This is a genomic window from Pseudomonas sp. BF-RE-25, assembly GCF_019956105.1.
Lineage (GTDB): Bacteria > Pseudomonadota > Gammaproteobacteria > Pseudomonadales > Pseudomonadaceae > Aquipseudomonas > Aquipseudomonas migulae.
Genome location: NZ_JAHBDB010000033.1, coordinates 175,948 through 193,728, shown reverse-complemented (window position 1 = coordinate 193,728; position 17,781 = coordinate 175,948). Strand labels below are relative to the sequence as shown.

Below are 17,781 nucleotides of genomic sequence, written 5' to 3'. Positions count from 1 at the left end.
CGCCCGCCGACGCTAAGACCAAGCGGGCAGCTCAACAGGTTTAAAAACGAATGAATGCTCTAGCCCGCCGCGCTGCAGGCCTGCTGCTCAGCACAGTTTGTCTGCCACTTTCAGTCTTTGCTGCCGATCCGCAACCCACCCACGAATTCACCCTCGACAATGGCCTGAAGGTCATCGTGCGCGAAGACCATCGCGCGCCAGTGGTGGTTTCCCAGGTCTGGTACAAGGTCGGCTCCAGCTACGAGACGCCGGGGCAGACCGGTTTGTCCCACGCCCTGGAACACATGATGTTCAAGGGCAGCGAGAAAGTCGGTCCCGGCGAAGCCTCGCTGATCCTGCGTGACCTCGGCGCCGAAGAGAATGCGTTCACCAGCGACGACTTCACCGCTTATTACCAGGTGCTGGCCCGCGACCGCCTGGGCGTGGCCTTCGAACTCGAAGCCGACCGCATGGCCAGCTTGCGCCTGCCGGCCGACGAGTTCGCCCGCGAGATTGAGGTCATTAAAGAAGAACGTCGTCTGCGCACCGACGACAAGCCGATGTCCAAGGCCTACGAACGCTTCAAGGCCATGGCCTACCCGGCCAGCGGTTACCACACGCCGACCATCGGCTGGATGGCTGACCTGGACCGCATGAAAGTCGAAGAGCTGCGCCACTGGTACCAATCCTGGTACGTGCCGAACAACGCCACGCTGGTGGTGGTCGGCGACGTGACGCCGGACGAAGTGAAAACCCTGGCCCAGCGCTACTTCGGTCCAATCGCCAAGCGTGATGTGCCGCCGGCGAAGAAACCGATGGAACTGGCCGAGCCCGGCGAACGGCAGATTACGCTGCACGTGCAGACCCAACTGCCGAGCCTGATGCTGGGCTTCAACGTGCCAAGCATCGCCACCGCCGAAGACAAACGTTCGGTCAACGCCTTGCGCCTGATCTCGGCCCTGCTCGACGGCGGCTACAGCGGACGCATCCCGACGCAACTGGAGCGCGGCGAAGAGCTGGTGTCCGGCGGTTCGTCGAGCTACGACGCCTACACCCGCGGCGACAGCCTGTTCACCCTGTCGGCATCGCCGAACACCCAGAAAAACAAAACCATGGCCCAGGCCGAAGCCGGTTTGTGGAAGCTGCTCGAACAGCTGAAAACCACCGCGCCGTCCGCCGAAGAGCTGGAGCGCGTGCGGGCTCAAGTAATCGCCGGCCTGGTTTACGAGCGCGATTCGATCACCAGCCAGGCCACTGCTATCGGCCAACTGGAAACCGTCGGCTTGTCCTGGAAGCTGATGGACACCGAGCTGGCTGAACTGGAAAGCGTCACGCCGGAGGACATCCAGAAAGCCGCCAAGCTGTATTTCACCCGCGAACGTCTCAGCGTCGCCCATGTCCTGCCACTGGAGACGACTCATGAGTGAGCGTAAAAAACCACGTCTGGCCTTGATCGGCCTGGTCGCTGTCGCATTGATTGGCTCCGCGGCCTTCTATTTCCTGAAGACCGACCATTCCAGCGCCAGCGAAGCCCTCGACAAGGCCAAGTCCAGCCAGAAACTGCAATCGCTGGCCGAACTCGACGGCAAGGCACCGAGCCGCCGCTCGCTCAACGTGCAAACCTGGAACACCGCCGAAGGCGCCAAGGTGCTGTTCGTTGAAGCCCGCGAGTTGCCGATGTTCGACATGCGCCTGATCTTCGCCGCCGGCAGCAGCCAGGACGGCGATGCGCCGGGCCTGGCGGTGCTGACCAATGCGATGCTCAACGAAGGTGTGGCCGGCAAAGATGTCGGCGCTATCGCCCAGGGCTTCGAAGGCCTGGGCGCCGACTTTGGCAACGGTGCGTTCAAGGACATGGCACTGGCGTCGCTGCGCAGCCTCAGTGCCGCCGACAAACGCGAGCCTGCGTTGAAGCTGTTCTCCGAAGTTGTCGGCAAACCGACCTTCCCCGCCGATTCGTTTGCGCGCATCAAGAACCAGATGCTCGCCGGCTTCGAATACCAGAAACAGAACCCCGGCAAACTGGCCAGTATCGAGCTGATGAACCGCTTGTACGGCGATCACCCGTACGCGCATTCCAGCGATGGCACGGCGAAAACCGTACCAGCCATCACCCTGGCTCAGTTGAAGACGTTCCATGAAAAAGCCTACGCCGCCGGCAACGTGGTGATAGCGCTGGTGGGGGACCTGTCCCGCGCCGAAGCCGAGGCGATTGCTGCGCAAGTCTCCAGTGCGCTGCCAAAAGGCCCGGCGCTGGCGAAACTGCCGCAACCTGAAGAACCGAAAGCCAGCATCGGCCACATCGAGTTCCCGTCCAAGCAGACCAACCTGATGCTCGCGCAACTGGGCATCGACCGTGACGATCCGGATTACGCCGCGCTGTCCATGGGCAACCAGATCCTCGGCGGCGGTGGCTTCGGCACCCGCTTGATGAGTGAAGTGCGCGAGAAGCGTGGCCTGACGTACGGCGTGTATTCGGGCTTCACCCCGATGCAGGCGCGCGGCCCGTTCATGATCAACCTGCAAACCCGCGCCGAGATGAGCGAAGGCACGCTGAAACTGGTGCAGGACGTGCTCGCCGACTACCTTAAAACCGGCCCGACCGAAAAAGAACTCGACGACGCCAAGCGTGAACTGGCCGGCAGCTTCCCGCTGTCCACCGCCAGCAACGCCGACATCGTCGGCCAGCTCGGCGCGATGGGTTTCTACAATCTGCCGTTGAGCTATCTGGAGGACTTCATGCAGCAGTCCCAGAGCCTGACTGTAGAACAAGTCAAAACCGCACTGAACAAACACTTGAGCACGGACAAAATGGTCATCGTCAGCGCTGGCCCGACCGTGCCGCAAAAGCCGTTACCGGCCCCTACTGATAAACCTGCCGAGCAGCCGCTCGGGGTTCCGGAGCATTAATGGCCACTTCCCGTCCAAAAAAACCTGTTCATAACGTGCACAACGGCGTGAACCAACTACGCATCATCGGCGGCGAATGGCGCAGCCGGAAGCTGAGCTTCCCTGACGCGCCGGGCCTGCGCCCGACCCCGGACCGGGTGCGTGAAACCCTGTTCAACTGGCTCGCGCCGTACGTGGCCGGAGCCAAGGTACTCGACCCGTTCGCCGGCAGCGGCGCGCTGTTCCTTGAAGCCTTGTCCCGTGGCGCGGCCATGGGCCAGGCGCTGGACGCGAGCAATATCGCGGTGTCCAGCCTGAAGGAACATCTGGGCACGCTGCGTTGCACCACCGGCCAGGTTCAGACTGCCGACGCCTTGCGCTATCTGGAAACCCAGCCAGCAGTGGCTTATGACCTGGTGTTCCTCGACCCGCCGTTCAACCAGAACTTGTTGCCGACCGTATGCACCCTGCTCGAAGAGCGTCAATGGCTGGCGGACGACGCATGGGTGTACACCGAAAGCGAAACCGCCCCCTCGACGCTCGGCCTGCCGGCCAACTGGCGCCTGCACCGCGAGCAGAAATCCGGGCGCGTCTACTATTCGTTGTGGCAACGTATGGCAGAGATCGCCGGTTAACCGACCGGCCTGAAAAGGTGCGCACAGGTTGCGCACCGCTGCATCGAGAGCAATCGTGTCTTTTCCGTCAGAACGCTTCACCCCTGCCTTTGGCCTCGGCAACCCGCACTTGCAGACCTTGTGGGGACCGCTTTGGCGCAAAACCACGCACATCGAGCGCGAACGCGAACGCTTGTGGCTCGAAGATGGCGACTTTCTTGACCTGGACTGGCACGGCCCGCACAGCGCCGATGCACCGCTGGTGCTGGTGTTGCATGGCCTGACCGGCTCTTCCAATTCGCCTTACGTGGCCGGCGTGCAAAAAGCCTTGGGCGACCAAGGCTGGGCCAGCGTCGCGCTGAACTGGCGCGGCTGCTCGGGTGAACCGAATCTGTTGCCGCGCAGCTACCATTCCGGCGCCAGTGAAGATTTGGCCGAAACCATCAAGCACCTGCGGGCCAAGCGGCCACTCGCGCCGCTGTATGCGGTCGGTTATTCCCTCGGCGGCAACGTTTTGCTCAAACACTTGGGCGAGACCGGCAGCGACAGTGGCGTGCTGGGCGCCGTGGCGGTGTCGGTGCCGTTTCGGCTCGATCAGTGCGCCGACCGCATCGGCCAGGGTTTCTCGAAGGTGTATCAGGCGCACTTCATGCGCGAGATGGTCGCCTACATCAAGAACAAGCAGCGGCAGTTCCAGCATGACGGGCGCGAGGATGGCCTGGCGGAATTGGCCGCGCTGGGCTCGCTGGAAAACATGCGCACGTTTTGGGACTTCGATGGCCGGGTGACCGCGCCACTGCACGGTTTCACCGATGCGCAGGATTACTATCGCCGCGCCTCAAGCCGCTACTTTCTGGGCGAAATCCGCACGCCGACGCTGATCATTCAGGCCGCCGACGACCCGTTTGTATTTCCTCACAGCCTGCCGCAGGCCGAGGAACTGTCCGCCAGCACTCAATTCGAACTGCAAGCCAAGGGTGGGCATGTCGGCTTCGTCGATGGCTCGTTCCGGCAGCCGGGTTACTACCTGGAACGGCGCATCCCGCAGTGGCTGGCCGCTGCAGGTCGCGGGTAAACCGATGGACATCGATCAGGGCGAGTCGATCCGTTTCTGGCAAACGGCGCCTTTGGCCGGGGTCGAGTTGTTGTCCGCACGCTACATCGAACACCGTTTTGCCCCGCACGTGCATGACGGTTACGTGATCGGCATGATCATGGCCGGCGCCCAGCGTTACCGCTATCGCGGCGCCGAACACCTGGCGGGCAGCGGCACGCTTGTTTTGATCAACCCTGACGAGTTGCACACCGGCCATAAAGGGACGGAAGACGGTTGGTTATACCGGGCGTTTTATCCCGACAGCGGACAGATTCTGTCGTTGCTCGATGAGCTGGAACTGCCGACCCACAACTTGCCGGCATTTGGCGCCACGCTGTATCGCGATCCGGACCTGGTGAAGGGCTTCTGCCAACTGCATCGCCTGCTCGAAACGCCCTCCACCGCCCTGCAACAGCAGACCGCCTGGCGAGAGATGATGTTGTCGCTGCTGCAACGTCACGCCGCCGTTCCGGACGCCGGCAAACCCGGCAAGGAACACCGGGCGGTGACGCAGGCCAAGGAACTGCTGCAAGCGCAATTGGCAGCACCGCCGTCGTTGGAAGAACTCGCGGCAGCGGTCAATCTGTCGCCCTTTCATTTCGCCCGGGTATTCCGCAGCGCCACCGGCATGCCACCGCACACCTGGTTGATGCAGCAGCGCATCGCTCGGGCGCGGGCGTTGTTGCAGGGCGGCTGTTTGCCGTTGGAAGTGGCGACACAACTGGGGTTTGCCGACCAGAGTCATCTGAGTCGACAGTTCAAGCAGGTTTACGGGGTGGGGCCGGGGGCGTATCGCAGAGCGCTTCTGTAGGAGCCAGCTTGCTGGCGATAGAAGCGCCGCGGTATTTCAGGCAGACCGCGTCATCGTTCATCGCCAGCAAGCCGGCTCCTACAGGGATTTGTGTTTATTCGCCGGTGGCGATGCCACGCGCGGGGTCGTTGATCCATTCGCTCCACGAGCCGGCATACAACGAACCCAAGGGATATCCCGCGAGGCACAAGGCGAACAGGTTATGGCACGCTGTCACGCCAGAACCGCAATACGCCACCAGATCGGTCGGCGAACGTTGACCGAGTTTCGCGGCAAAGCGCTGCTTGAGCTGATCGGCCGGCAGAAAACGCCCGTCGCTGCCCAGGTTGTCGGTGAACGCCGCACATTGCGCGCCGGGAATGTGCCCGGCAATCGGGTCGATCGGCTCCACTTCACCCTTGAAGCGCGGCAAGGCGCGGGCATCGAGCAAGGTCAAATCGGGCTGGCCGAGACGGTGCTGTAGCTGTTCGGCGTTCAACAGCAGCGTATTGTCCGGCGTTCCCGCGAAGGTGCCACGTTCAATACCGGGCGCATCAAGGCTCAAGGGCAAACCTGCCGCGTGCCAGGCCTTGAGCCCGCCATCGAGGATAAACACGCCATCACGCTTGCCCAGCCAGGCCAGTAACCACCACGCCCGCGCCGCGTAGGCACCGGGGCCGTCGTCGTACAAAACCACATCGCTGTCGGCATTGATGCCCCAGGCTTGCAGGCGTTCGATCAAGTCCGCAGGTTGCGGCAACGGATGACGCCCGGTCACGCCCTTGACCACCGCCCCGCTCAAATCACGCTCAAGATCAGCAAAGCTCGACCCGGCGATGTGCCCTTCGGCATAGCTGCGCTGGCCGTAGTCCGGGTCTTCGAGGGCAAAACGACAATCAAGAATCACCAACCCCGGCTGGTCCTTTTTCAGGTCCAGTGCTTGCGGGCTGATCAGTTGCGCAATGGGCATAACGGGCTCCTGTGAGATGGTCGATTTTGAATCCTACTGCACTTCTTCCAGCGCCTGGGCCAGCGGCACGTAAAACTCCTCGTACAGCGCGTTCACCGCATCGCGCGACTGATCGGTGACAAAACCGGCCTCCAGCACCAGCACCTGATACACGCCGCGTTTGATCGCCTGCTCGCTCAGGTGGTTGGAATTTTCCCGCGTGGTGCACAGAAAACGCACCCAGGACGTGAGGATGATCCACGCATTGAGCGTCAGGGATTCAATCTGCACCTTATCCATGGACAGGATGCCGGCCTCGACGAATCCCGCGTAGATGTGCGTGCCATAGATCAGGCAACGCTGGGAAAAGCGCCGATAACGGGCGGCGAGTTCCGGATCGCTGTCGAGCAAGTGCTCGAGATCTCGATGCAAAAACCGGTAGCGCCACATCGCCGCCAGCAACTCCTGAAGGTAGAAGCGCTTGTCTTCAACCGTCGCGGCGCGCCCCTGGGGCGGGCGCAGGAAGCTGTCCACCAGGCTTTCGTACTCACTGAACAGCACGGCGATGATCGCCTGCTTGTTGGGGAAGTGGTAGTAGAGGTTGCCCGGAGAAATGTCCATGTGGGCAGCAATGTGGTTAGTGCTGATGCTGCGCTCACCCTGCTGGTTGAACAGCTCCAGGCTGTTCTGCACGATGCGCTCGCTGGTTTTGATCCGAGGGGCCATGGCTTGAGCTTTAATTCAGAGTGCGTTGAGGGGCATCTTACGACCTAACCGCGAGCGGATAAAACAACGCGATGTCAGGATCTCATTTGACTTTATAGAGCATAGACTCTAAAAAGTTCTTCACTACAATAAATCCGGAGCCGACCATGACTGCTGACATCGCCTACCTGCAGAAGCTGCAGCAGCCCCTGGAGGAACTTCAAAACCGCTTCGACGATCAGCGCGCAGCCTATGCCGCCAACCCGATGCCGCCCGCCGCCCAGCGACTTCAATGGCTCAAAGCCCTGCGCGATTTGTTGAGCAATGAACGTCAGGCCCTGATCGATGCGATCAGCCAGGACTTCAGCCACCGCAGCGCCGATGAAACCCTGCTCGCCGAACTGATGCCCAGCCTGCACGGCATTCACTATGCCAGTCAGCACCTCAAAGGCTGGATGAAACCCTCGCGACGCAAGGTCGGCGTGGCCTTTCAGCCGGCCTCGGCGAAAGTCGTTTACCAGCCGCTGGGCGTGGTCGGGGTGATCGTGCCGTGGAACTACCCGCTGTTTCTGGCCATCGGCCCTTTGGTTGGCGCGTTGTCGGCGGGCAATCGGGTGATGCTCAAACTCAGCGAATCGACCCCTGCCACCGGCCTGTTGCTCAAGGAATTGCTGGGCCGGATCTTCCCCGAAGACCTGGTTTGCGTGGTGCTCGGCGAGGCCGATATCGGCGTGGCGTTCTCCCGCCTGCGTTTCGATCACCTGCTGTTCACCGGTGCCACCAGCATCGGCAAACACGTGATGCGCGCGGCGGCCGAGAACCTGACGCCGGTAACGCTGGAACTGGGCGGCAAGTCCCCGGCCATCGTCTCTCGTGATGTGCCGTTGAAGGACGCCGCCGAACGTATTGCGTTCGGCAAGACGCTCAACGCCGGGCAAACCTGCGTCGCCCCGGACTACGTAATGGTCCCGGAAGACCGCGTGGGTTCTTTCGTCGAAGCCTACCGTCAGGCGGTTCGCGGGTTTTATCCGACACTGGCTGACAACCCGGACTACACCGCGATCATCAATGACCGACAACTGGCCCGACTCAACGGCTACATCAGCGACGCCACCAGCAAGGGCGCGCTGCTGATTCCGCTGTTCGACCAGGGCCAGGGCCGACGCATGAGCCACAGCCTGCTGCTGAACGTCACCGACGAGATGATGGTGATGCAGGACGAAATCTTCGGTCCGCTGCTGCCGATCGTTCCGTACAAGGATCTGGATGAAGCGTTTGCCTACATTAACCAGCGACCTCGTCCGCTGGCGCTGTATTACTTCGGCTACGACAAGCGCGAACAAAACCGCGTCCTGCACGAGACCCATTCCGGAGGCGTGTGCCTGAACGACACGTTGCTGCACGTCGCGCAGGACGACATGCCCTTCGGCGGCATCGGCCCCTCGGGCATGGGCCATTACCACGGCCACGAAGGCTTCCTGACCTTCAGTAAGGCCAAAGGTGTGCTGATCAAACAGCGTTTCAACGCGGCGAAACTGATCTACCCGCCGTACGGAAAAACCATTCAGAAACTGATCCAGAAGCTGTTTATCCGCTAACGACCTTCACCGCCGGGTAATAACAATAATGAGCCCAAGCCTGTCCGATACACCCGCGCTGTCACGGCGCGGCCTGCTTAAATTCAGCCTTGGCGCGAGCGCGTTCCTGGCCACGGCCGGACTCGGCGCGAGCCTCAGCGGGTGCTCGTCGAGCATCCCGGCCAGCGGTTTCGCGATCCTGCGCAGCGGCGATCTGTTGTTTTTGCGGGCGCTGATTCCGGTGATGCTCGATGGCGCCGTGGTCGCCGGGAAAATGCCGATGGCACTCGACCAGACCTTGCACTGCCTGGATAACGGCCTCAATCACCTGTCGCCGGAAATGCTCAAGCTCACTCAGCAGTTGTTCGATGTGCTGGGGATGGCCGTGACTCGCGGGCCGTTGACCGGGATCTGGGGCAGTTGGGAAAACGCCAGCGCCGATGAGATCCGGCACTTTCTTGATCGCTGGGAAAACAGCTCGTTGAGTCTGTTGCGCATGGGGCATAGCTCGTTGCTGCAACTGGTGATGATGGCGTGGTACAGCCGGGCTGAGTCGTGGGCGCATTGCGGGTATCCCGGGCCGCCAACCGTTTAAGACCGAGTTGACCCCTTCGCGGGCAAGCCTCGCTCCTACAGGGATCGCGCCCCCTGTAGGAGCGAGGCTTGCCCGCGAAGGCGGCCTGATGAACGACACATTTCTCAATATAAAAACAAGAGAACCCGAATATGCCCGTACCCGATCCGTTCCGCGAAGGCATGGCCCGTGGCTGGAAAACCCACAACGGCTCGCAACTGACCCAGGACCTGACCCTCGAAGCGGACGTGGCGATCATCGGCAGCGGCGCGGGCGGCGGCACCACCGCTGAAATCCTCAGCGCCGCCGGCTACAAGGTGCTGTTGATCGAAGAAGGTCCGCTCAAGACCAGCAGCGACTTCAAGATGCTTGAAGACCAGGCCTACACCAGCCTCTATCAGGAAGGCATCGGCCGCATGAGCAAGGACGGCGCGATCACCATCCTTCAAGGCCGCGCAGTGGGCGGCACCACGCTGATCAACTGGACCTCGAGTTTCCGCACGCCGGAGCCGACGCTCGAACACTGGGCCAGCGAGCACAACGTCAAAGGCCACAGCCCGGCCGAGATGGCGCCATGGTTCGAGAAAATGGAGCAACGTCTGGGCGTCGCACCCTGGAGGGTCCCGCCGAACGCCAACAACGACGTGATTCGCAAAGGCTGCGAGCAGCTCGGCTACAGCTGGCACGTGATCCCGCGCAACGTGCGCGGCTGCTGGAACCTTGGCTACTGCGGCATGGGCTGCCCGACCAACGCCAAGCAATCGATGATGGTCACGACGATCCCGGCAACCCTGGAAAAGGGTGGCGAGCTGCTTTACCTGGCCCGCGCCGAGAAACTGATGATCAAGGACGGCAAGGTCGCCGGCCTGCAATGCGTGGCGATGGATGACCGCTGCGTCGCCCCCACGGGCAAGACAATCACGGTCAAGGCGCGGCATTACGTGCTGGCCGGCGGCGGCATCAACAGCCCCGCGTTGCTATTGCGTTCCGACGCACCCGATCCGCACAAACGTCTGGGTAAGCGCACCTTCCTGCATTTAGTGAACATGTCCGCCGGGCTGTTCGACGAGGTGATCAACCCGTTCTACGGGGCGCCGCAGTCGATCTATTCCGACCATTTCCAATGGAAGGACGGCACCACCGGCCCGATGGCCTACAAACTCGAAGTGCCGCCCCTGCACCCTGCGCTGGCGGCCACATTGCTCGGCGGTTTTGGCCAGGAAAGCGCCCGACACATGGAAAACCTGCCGCATACCCACGCCATGCTGGCGTTGCTGCGCGATGGCTTTCACCCGGACAGCCCCGGTGGCAGCGTCGAATTGCGCGGCGACAACACGCCCGTGCTCGATTATCAGGTTTCACCCTACGCCTGGGACGGTTTGCGCCGCGCCTTCCACAGCATGGCCGAGATCCAGTTCGCCGGCGGCGCCAACGCCGTGATGCCGATGCACGCCGATGCGCGCTATGTGAAAACCCTGGCCGAGGCGCGCACGCTGATCGACGGCCTGAGCCTTGAGTTGTATCGCACACGCTTGGGCAGTGCCCATGTGATGGGCGGTTGCGCCATGGGCGAAGACCCGAAAAACGCCGTGACCGACAGCCTCGGCCGGCATCATCAGCTCAGCAACCTGTCGATCCATGACGGCTCGCTGTTCCCCACCAGCATTGGCGCAAACCCGCAATTGTCGGTCTACGGGCTGACGGCGCAACTGGCGACTTCATTGGCCGAACGTTTGAAAAACCCATGAAAAGAGCGAATATTCCTATCGTCTATAGTGCTTTCTTACCCAACAGGCGACTTGGCCGACCGGGAAGGCTGCGATACCATCCGACTCCCCAACGGACTCCCGCCAGGACGACGCGATGAACCGAGTGTTGTACCCAGGTACCTTCGACCCTATTACCAAGGGCCATGGCGATCTGGTCGAACGCGCCGCGCGCCTGTTCGATCATGTGATCATCGCCGTCGCCGCCAGCCCGAAAAAAAACCCGTTGTTTCCCCTGGAACAGCGTGTGGAGCTGGCCCGCGAGGTCACTAAACATCTGCCGAACGTAGAAGTCGTCGGCTTTTCGACGCTGTTGGCGCATTTCGCCAAAGAGAAGAATGCCAACGTGTTCCTGCGTGGTTTGCGCGCGGTCTCGGACTTCGAATACGAATTTCAGCTGGCCAACATGAACCGTCAGTTGGCACCGGATGTGGAAAGCCTGTTTCTTACACCGTCCGAGCGCTATTCGTTCATTTCCTCGACGCTGGTCCGTGAAATCGCGGCGTTGGGCGGCGATATCACCAAGTTCGTCCACCCTGCGGTGGCGGATGCCCTGACACTTCGATTTAAAAAATAACGCCAGACCTGTAGGAGCCAGCTTGCTGGCGATGGATGTTAACGAGACGAGTGCTGCCTGAATGAACGCGGCGCTCTCCCGCCCATCGCCAGCAAGCTGGCTCCTACAGCGCCAATGCGGCACAATTGCGCATTGGTTTTTAGCGCCCGGGCCTGCCGCCCCGGCTGGAGTTAGCATGTCCCTGATCATCACCGACGATTGCATCAACTGCGACGTCTGCGAACCCGAGTGCCCGAACGCCGCCATTTCCCAGGGCGAAGAGATCTACGTGATCGACCCGAACCTGTGCACCCAGTGTGTCGGCCACTACGACGAACCTCAGTGCCAGCAGGTGTGCCCGGTGGATTGCATTCCACTGGACGAAGCGCATCCGGAGACTGAAGAGCAGTTGATGGAGAAGTACCGGAAGATTACCGGTAAGGCTTGATTCATTCGGCGCCTGTGAGGGCGCCTTCGCGGGCAAGCCTCGCTCCTACAGGGGTCGTGTAGATCCTGTAGGAGCGAGGCTTGCCCGCGAAGCTTTTAGACTTCACTCCCGCTGCTCAAACCCCTCCCCGATACATCCCAGACACCTCACGAACGCCGCTTTCGCCGGGTCGACCACCAACGCCTGTCCCGCGTCGCCGACATTGCCGCCCAGCGCGGTAAACGGCAACGACACCACAAACGCCCCCGCGCCAATCACCGTTGCCACGACCAGCAAGGGTCGGGCAATCAGCAAGTCGCCGAGCATGGCGTACGCCGGGGGATTCTGGATGGTGTAGCGCGGGTCGCCGCTGCCGGTATTGGCTGCCAGCGCTGGCGCACCGGCACTCAGCAGCCATACGACGGCAAGGGTTCGGAACAGGTTCATGGCACGGTCCTTCGACTAGGCAGTGAGAACACTGACTATAGACCGCAGGAATATCAGCTCTGGCAGCGCGGGCAAAAGACGCTGGCGCGCTGCCCGAGTTTGACTTCCCGCAACTCTGTTCCGCAGACCTTGCACGGCTGACTGCCACGGCCGTACACGAACAATTCCTGCTGGAAATAACCGGGCTGACCGTCGCCGCCGATAAAATCGCGCAACGTCGTACCACCGCGCTCGATGGCAGCGGCCAGGATGCGTTTGATCTCGATCGCCAATTTCAAATAGCGCGCCCGGGAAATGCTCTTGGCCTCACGGCGCGGATCGATACCGGCCGCAAACAGCGCTTCGGTCGCATAGATATTGCCCACGCCGACCACCACGGCGTTGTCCATGATGAACGGTTTGACCGCCATCGAACGCCCGCGAGACTGCTGGAACAAGCGCTCGCCGTCGAACAGGTCGGTCAACGGTTCCGGCCCCAGGCGAATCAGCAATTCATGGTTGAGCGGATCGAGGCTCCAGAGCATCGCGCCGAACCGTCGCGGGTCGGTGTAACGCAGGGCCAGGCCCGATTCCAGCTCGATATCCACATGCTCATGCTTGGCGGCCGGCAGGCCGACTTCCACCAGGCGCAGATTGCCCGACATGCCCAGGTGGCTGATCAGCGTGCCGACTTCGGCGTTGATCAGCAGGTACTTGGCGCGCCGCTCAACCAACACGATACGCTGGCCGGAGAGCCGCACATCCAGGTCTTCAGGGATCGGCCAGCGCAGGCGACGGTCACGCACGATCACCCGGCTGACGCGCTGGCCTTCCAGGTACGGCGCAATACCGCGGCGGGTGGTTTCGACTTCCGGCAGTTCAGGCATGGTGCTCTCGAGTCAGGCGCTGACGGCACTCAGCGGTGAGTGCCGAGGTCGCGAATCGTTTGTTTGAGGGTTTCGAAGTCGTAGTCCGAGAGGCCCACGTAGTCGAGCACCAGCGGCGCGATGGTGTTCCATTCACGGTCCTCGCTCTGGTTGCCCAGTACCCGGTAGGACGCACAAATATGCTCGGCCATTTTCAGGATCGCCAACAGGTTTTTCAGCTGGCTATTGCGTGAGGACTCATTGCTGAAAATCGCCAGCGCATTGTGGTGATTGGCGATCGCCGTGCTCACATGCTCCGGCAGGCGCCAGGATTTGGCCGTGTAATAACCCACCACCGCATGGTTGGTATTGAACACCCGATTTTCTGTGTCCACCACGCGGCATTCGGCACTGGCGCTGGCGTAGGCTTCTTCCAGCGTGGTCATGTAGTCCGGGAAGCGTTGCAGCATCAGCGGCACGCCGCAGTCGTGGAACAGGCCCAGGGCGTACGCTTCATCGCCGGCCTGGACGCCGATGCGCTTGGCCAGGGTCAGGCAGGTCATCGCCACGTCTTGAGCGGTGTCCCAGAAACGGTTCAGGGTGACGATGGTGTCATCGTTCATTTCACCCTTGATCGACTGCGCGTTGATCAGGTTGATGATCGAACGGCTGCCCAGCAGATTCACCGCACGCTGGATCGAGGCGATCTTGTTGCTCAAGCCGTAATACGGCGAGTTGACGATTTTCAGCAGGGAACCAGAGAGGCCCGGGTCTTGGGAGATCAGCTTGGCGATCACCTCCAGATCCGGATCGGGCATGTACTGCTCCATCTGCAGATCCACCATGATCTGCGGCTGGGCCGGCACGCTGATGCCTTGCAGGGACTGTTGGATCTGTTCGGTGGTCAGCTCTTGGGACATAAGTACACACTCTGGGACAGGCGCCGATTCTAACCTTTATAAAGTTGGATCCGACACACCGGCGGGCAACATCGGCCAAAGTTTCATTTCCGTGGAGCATTTGAAATTGCCTTCGCGGGCAAGCCTCGCTCCTACATTTGGAATGCGTCCCCCTGTAGGAGCGAGGCTTGCCCGCGAAGGCGTCATCAGCGTTTCATCGCCCACCCGGCCCGTCACGACCCTCAACACGCTATACTCCCGCTCTTTTTTCCGGAGCGACGTCATGTCCCTGCCTAGCCTGCGCCTCAAAGCCAACGCCGACCGTCGCCTGCGAAACGGCCACTTGTGGGTCTACAGCAACGAAATCGACGTGGCCGCCACCCCGTTGCACGGCTTCAAGGCCGGCGACCAGGCGATCCTCGAAGCTGCCGGCGGCAAGCTGCTGGGCATCGTCGCCATGAGCCCGAACAACCTGATCTGCGCCCGTCTGCTGTCGCGCGACGTCAAGTTGCCGCTGGACAAATCGCTGCTGGTGCATCGCTTGAACGTCGCCCTGTCCCTGCGTGATCGCCTGTTCGACAAGCCGTTCTATCGCCTGGTCTACGGCGATTCCGATCTGCTGCCAGGCTTGGTGGTCGACCGTTTCGGTGACATCCTCGTGGTGCAGATCGCTTCGGCGACCATGGAAGCGCATAAAGACGACGTGATCGCGGCGCTGACCCAAGTGCTCAAGCCTAGCGGCATTCTGTTCAAGAACGACTCCGCCGCCCGCGACGCCGAAGGCCTCAACCGCTACGTCGAAACCGTGTTCGGCCTGGTGCCGGAGTGGGTTGCGCTGGAAGAGAACGGCGTGAAGTTCGAAGCGCCGGTCATCCAGGGCCAGAAAACCGGCTGGTTCTACGACCACCGCATGAACCGCGCACGCCTGGCCCCGTACGCCAAAGGCAAACGCGTCCTCGACCTGTACAGCTACATCGGCGGCTGGGGCGTGCAAGCCGCTGCGTTCGGCGCCAGTGAAGTGTTCTGCGTCGATGCCTCGGCCTTCGCCCTCGACGGCGTCGAGCGCAACGCCGCGCTGAACGGTTTCGCTGAAAAAATTACCTGCCTCGAAGGTGACGTCTTCGAAGCGCTGAAAGAACTGAAAGCCAGCGAAGAACGCTTCGACGTGATCGTGGCCGACCCGCCGGCGTTCATCAAACGCAAGAAAGACATGAAAAACGGTGAAGGCGCTTACCGTCGCCTGAACGAGCAAGCCATGCGCCTGCTCAGCAAGGACGGCATCCTGGTCAGCGCTTCGTGCTCGATGCACCTGCCGGAAGATGACCTGCAGAACATCCTGCTGACCAGCGCCCGCCACCTGGATCGCAACATCCAGATGCTGGAACGTGGCGGTCAGGGTCCGGATCATCCGGTACACCCGGCGATTGCTGAAACCCGCTACATCAAGAGCATCACCTGCCGGTTGCTGCCAAACAGCTAACCACTCGGAACTACTGTAGGAGCGAGCTCGCTCGCGATGGTCGTCAACGATAACGCTGGCTGCCGACACCCCCCGCAGCCTGCTCGTTTTTCGCGAGCAGGCTCGCTCCTACAACGGTCTGAGAACAGTCCCACACCTCCTGCATTGACTTCCCTATTCATCAAGTCGACTCTCGGCTACCCCTCACGGATCGAGAGCATTGTTGATGACCCCTTCCCCGCATACCGCGAAAAAATCGTCGCTCATCCTGCTTTTGATGACGATGACGCTACTGGGTGTTTTCCCGCTGGACGTGGTGCTCCCGTCCTTTCCCGCGCTCTCTGATTACTTCCTGACCTCAGCGTCCGACATAGCGTTATCCGTCAGCCTGTTCGCCATTGGCCTTGGGCTATCCGTGGTGCTGGTCGGACCGCTGTCGGACTTGTGGGGGCGCAAAACCCTTTTGCTGGCTGGCATCGCCATCTCGATCGTCGGTGCAACGGGTTGCCTGGTTTCCAGCGAATACGGCTGGTTCCTGGTGTTTCGCGTCATTCAGGCTGTGGGTTGTGGCGCTTTCGTACTGTCGCAGGCACTGATTCAGGATCTGTTCGTCGGCAAGGAACAGGAACGGATGAGGATCTGGATGACCACCGCCGCCGGCGTGTTCATTTCCATATCGCCGCTGCTTGGCACCTGGTTGCAGATGCATCTGGACTGGCAGGGCAGCTTCTATGTCTTTATCGCACTGGCGGTCTTCGTCTGGATAAGGGCTGGCGTGATCCTCAAGGAAACCCCGCGCAGTCGCAATGCCGCACCCGGTCACTTTTTCAGTGCCTACTGGCGGCTATGCTCGGATTTTCGCTTCATGAGTTACTGGCTGATTTCGGCCCTGGCCTTCGCCTGCCATTTTTCATTCATCGTCATGTCACCGATCATTTTCATGGAGCGCCTGGCACTCACGCCCTACGAATTCGCCTGGACATTGTTGCTGTATGGCGTGGCTTATGTGTTCGGCGGGATAGTCGCCAGCGCATTGCATCGGCGTCTGCCGGCCAATTCACAGATAGTGATCGGCCTCGGCCTGATCGCATTGTCGGGACTGGTCATGCTGTGGCTGGCGAATCAATTCGGGCTGACGGCCGCTGCGGTGCTGATCCCCATGCTCATCTGCACGGCCGGCACCACCATTGCCCGGCCTATCGCCAATTCCAAAGCCATGACCCTCTATCCACAGGATGCCGGTACGTCCTCCTCGGTCGGCGGCGTGATGATCTTCATGTGCGGCGGCGTGATCAGCGTGATGATCAATCTCGCGTCCGAAGACCTCACCACGGCGCTCGCCTTGTGTTTCCTGACTCTGAGTGTCACAGGTCTTGGCCTGAACGCATTGATCATGCGCCGCCCCACTTGTAGGAGCGAGCTTGCTCGCGATGGTCGTCAACGATAACGCTGGCAGCCTGACACCCCACGGCGCCCTCAGGTTTTTCGCGAGCGAGCTCGCTCCTACAGGTCCGTGACATATTCGGAACTACTGTTGCAATGACAACTGCCTGACCCGCACCTACCGTTTCTCTTCACATCGCAGAAGAGGACAACGGAATGTCCAACACGCCGCAAGCCCATCGTTTACGTACGGGCCGCCTTTCGGAAACCGGTCGCATCTATCTGCTGACCGCAGTCACCCATGAACGGCAACCGATCTTCAAGGATTGGCGCATGGGTCGCATGGTCGTGCATGAATTCAGGCGAACTCAGGAAACAGGCAATGCTACTGCTTTAGCGTGGGTGGTCATGCCAGATCACATTCTCTGGCTGGTTGAATTACATAACGGTGATTTGCCGAAACTCATGCAAGTCACCAAATCGCGCTGTGCACGACTCATCAATCAGCATCGAGGCTTTTCAGCTCCCGTATGGCAAAAGGGCTACTTCGACCGTGCGTTGCGTCGCGAAGATGACCTGAAAGCGATGGCTCGCTACATTGTTGCCAATCCATTCGGGGCTAGTCGCACGTATCGGTGACTATCCGCTGTGGGACGCAATCTGGATCTGATACCCCCTGTAGGAGCGAGCCTGCTCGCGATGGTCGTCAACGATAACGCTGGCAGCCTGACACCCCGCGACGACCTATAAGGTTTTTCGCGAGCGAGCTCGCTCCTACAACACGTCCGCACGTCTCGTAAGCGTTGTCTCCACACAGCTCGGCATT

General features: G+C 61.0%; 17 protein-coding genes and 1 pseudogene. 13 read left to right on the top strand and 5 right to left on the bottom strand.

What is annotated here, in order from left to right; genetic code table 11:
- The first annotated feature begins 50 nt into the window (after positions 1-50).
- The 5 genes from KGB24_RS16740 to KGB24_RS16720 are packed head-to-tail and all read left to right on the top strand — an operon-like array spanning position 51 to position 5,389.
- Positions 51-1,406, top strand: coding sequence for a M16 family metallopeptidase (locus tag KGB24_RS16740; protein ID WP_008026145.1), 1,356 nt, complete (start codon positions 51-53; stop codon positions 1,404-1,406).
- A complete protein-coding gene (locus tag KGB24_RS16735; RefSeq protein ID WP_192416709.1) occupies positions 1,399-2,889 on the top strand; it encodes a M16 family metallopeptidase in 1,491 nt (496 codons plus the stop codon). Before KGB24_RS16740 ends, KGB24_RS16735 begins: the two co-directional genes overlap by 8 nt.
- Positions 2,889-3,503, top strand: coding sequence for a 16S rRNA (guanine(966)-N(2))-methyltransferase RsmD (gene rsmD / locus KGB24_RS16730; protein WP_008026142.1), 615 nt, complete (start codon positions 2,889-2,891; stop codon positions 3,501-3,503). Before KGB24_RS16735 ends, rsmD begins: the two co-directional genes overlap by 1 nt.
- Positions 3,504-3,558: 55 nt before the next feature.
- Positions 3,559-4,557, top strand: coding sequence for a hydrolase (locus KGB24_RS16725; RefSeq protein WP_008026140.1), 999 nt, complete (start codon positions 3,559-3,561; stop codon positions 4,555-4,557).
- A 4-nt stretch (positions 4,558-4,561) separates the two neighbouring features.
- Positions 4,562-5,389: an AraC family transcriptional regulator gene (locus KGB24_RS16720; protein WP_192416707.1), complete on the top strand. Its 828-nt coding sequence runs from the start codon at positions 4,562-4,564 to the stop codon at positions 5,387-5,389.
- A gap of 94 nt (positions 5,390-5,483) precedes the next feature.
- Here KGB24_RS16720 and KGB24_RS16715 read toward each other — a convergent pair whose 3' ends face one another.
- Together KGB24_RS16715 and KGB24_RS16710 are read right to left on the bottom strand one after the other, a co-directional pair.
- Entirely contained in the window at positions 5,484-6,338 is an 855-nt protein-coding gene (locus KGB24_RS16715; protein ID WP_008026135.1) for a sulfurtransferase, read from the bottom strand.
- A 33-nt stretch (positions 6,339-6,371) separates the two neighbouring features.
- Positions 6,372-7,043, bottom strand: coding sequence for a TetR/AcrR family transcriptional regulator (locus tag KGB24_RS16710; RefSeq protein WP_008026133.1), 672 nt, complete (start codon positions 7,041-7,043; stop codon positions 6,372-6,374).
- A gap of 146 nt (positions 7,044-7,189) precedes the next feature.
- Here KGB24_RS16710 and KGB24_RS16705 point away from each other — a divergent pair, with 146 nt between their 5' ends.
- The 5 genes from KGB24_RS16705 (at position 7,190) to KGB24_RS16685 (ending at position 11,943) form a co-directional block, all read left to right on the top strand.
- Positions 7,190-8,620 carry a coniferyl aldehyde dehydrogenase gene (locus KGB24_RS16705; protein WP_008040788.1) on the top strand — a complete coding sequence of 477 codons (1,431 nt, stop codon included), beginning with the start codon at positions 7,190-7,192 and terminating at the stop codon, positions 8,618-8,620.
- Between the two features lie 28 nt (positions 8,621-8,648).
- Positions 8,649-9,194, top strand: a complete 546-nt coding sequence (locus tag KGB24_RS16700) for a twin-arginine translocation pathway signal protein (RefSeq protein WP_192227538.1) — start codon at positions 8,649-8,651, stop codon at positions 9,192-9,194.
- Positions 9,195-9,325: 131 nt separating this feature from the next.
- Entirely contained in the window at positions 9,326-10,921 is a 1,596-nt protein-coding gene (locus KGB24_RS16695) for a GMC family oxidoreductase (protein ID WP_223416528.1), read from the top strand.
- Positions 10,922-11,036: 115 nt separating this feature from the next.
- Positions 11,037-11,516 carry a pantetheine-phosphate adenylyltransferase gene (gene coaD / locus KGB24_RS16690; protein ID WP_003177462.1) on the top strand — a complete coding sequence of 160 codons (480 nt, stop codon included), beginning with the start codon at positions 11,037-11,039 and terminating at the stop codon, positions 11,514-11,516.
- A 175-nt stretch (positions 11,517-11,691) separates the two neighbouring features.
- Entirely contained in the window at positions 11,692-11,943 is a 252-nt protein-coding gene (locus KGB24_RS16685) for a YfhL family 4Fe-4S dicluster ferredoxin (protein ID WP_003195146.1), read from the top strand.
- Between the two features lie 102 nt (positions 11,944-12,045).
- On the opposite strand, the gene KGB24_RS16680 is transcribed toward KGB24_RS16685, so the two are convergent.
- Genes KGB24_RS16680 through KGB24_RS16670 form a run of 3 tightly spaced genes read right to left on the bottom strand, consistent with a single transcriptional unit; the run spans position 12,046 to position 14,080 of the window.
- A complete protein-coding gene (locus KGB24_RS16680; RefSeq protein ID WP_008026125.1) occupies positions 12,046-12,369 on the bottom strand; it encodes a hypothetical protein in 324 nt (107 codons plus the stop codon).
- 53 nt (positions 12,370-12,422) lie between these two features.
- Positions 12,423-13,235: a bifunctional DNA-formamidopyrimidine glycosylase/DNA-(apurinic or apyrimidinic site) lyase gene (gene mutM, locus KGB24_RS16675; RefSeq protein ID WP_008026119.1), complete on the bottom strand. Its 813-nt coding sequence runs from the start codon at positions 13,233-13,235 to the stop codon at positions 12,423-12,425.
- 29 nt (positions 13,236-13,264) lie between these two features.
- A complete protein-coding gene (locus tag KGB24_RS16670) occupies positions 13,265-14,080 on the bottom strand; it encodes an HDOD domain-containing protein (protein WP_223416530.1) in 816 nt (271 codons plus the stop codon).
- Between the two features lie 316 nt (positions 14,081-14,396).
- On the opposite strand from KGB24_RS16670, the gene KGB24_RS16665 reads away from it, so the two are divergent.
- The 3 genes and pseudogenes from KGB24_RS16665 to KGB24_RS16650 all read left to right on the top strand — a co-directional run bounded on the left by KGB24_RS16665 (position 14,397) and on the right by KGB24_RS16650 (position 17,625).
- Complete coding sequence (locus KGB24_RS16665) at positions 14,397-15,593, top strand: class I SAM-dependent rRNA methyltransferase (protein ID WP_008026111.1); 1,197 nt, start codon at positions 14,397-14,399, stop codon at positions 15,591-15,593.
- 205 nt (positions 15,594-15,798) lie between these two features.
- Positions 15,799-17,019: an MFS transporter gene (locus KGB24_RS16660; protein WP_223416529.1), complete on the top strand. Its 1,221-nt coding sequence runs from the start codon at positions 15,799-15,801 to the stop codon at positions 17,017-17,019.
- A gap of 152 nt (positions 17,020-17,171) precedes the next feature.
- A pseudogene (locus KGB24_RS16650) lies at positions 17,172-17,625 on the top strand (REP-associated tyrosine transposase).
- Positions 17,626-17,781 lie beyond the last annotated feature (156 nt).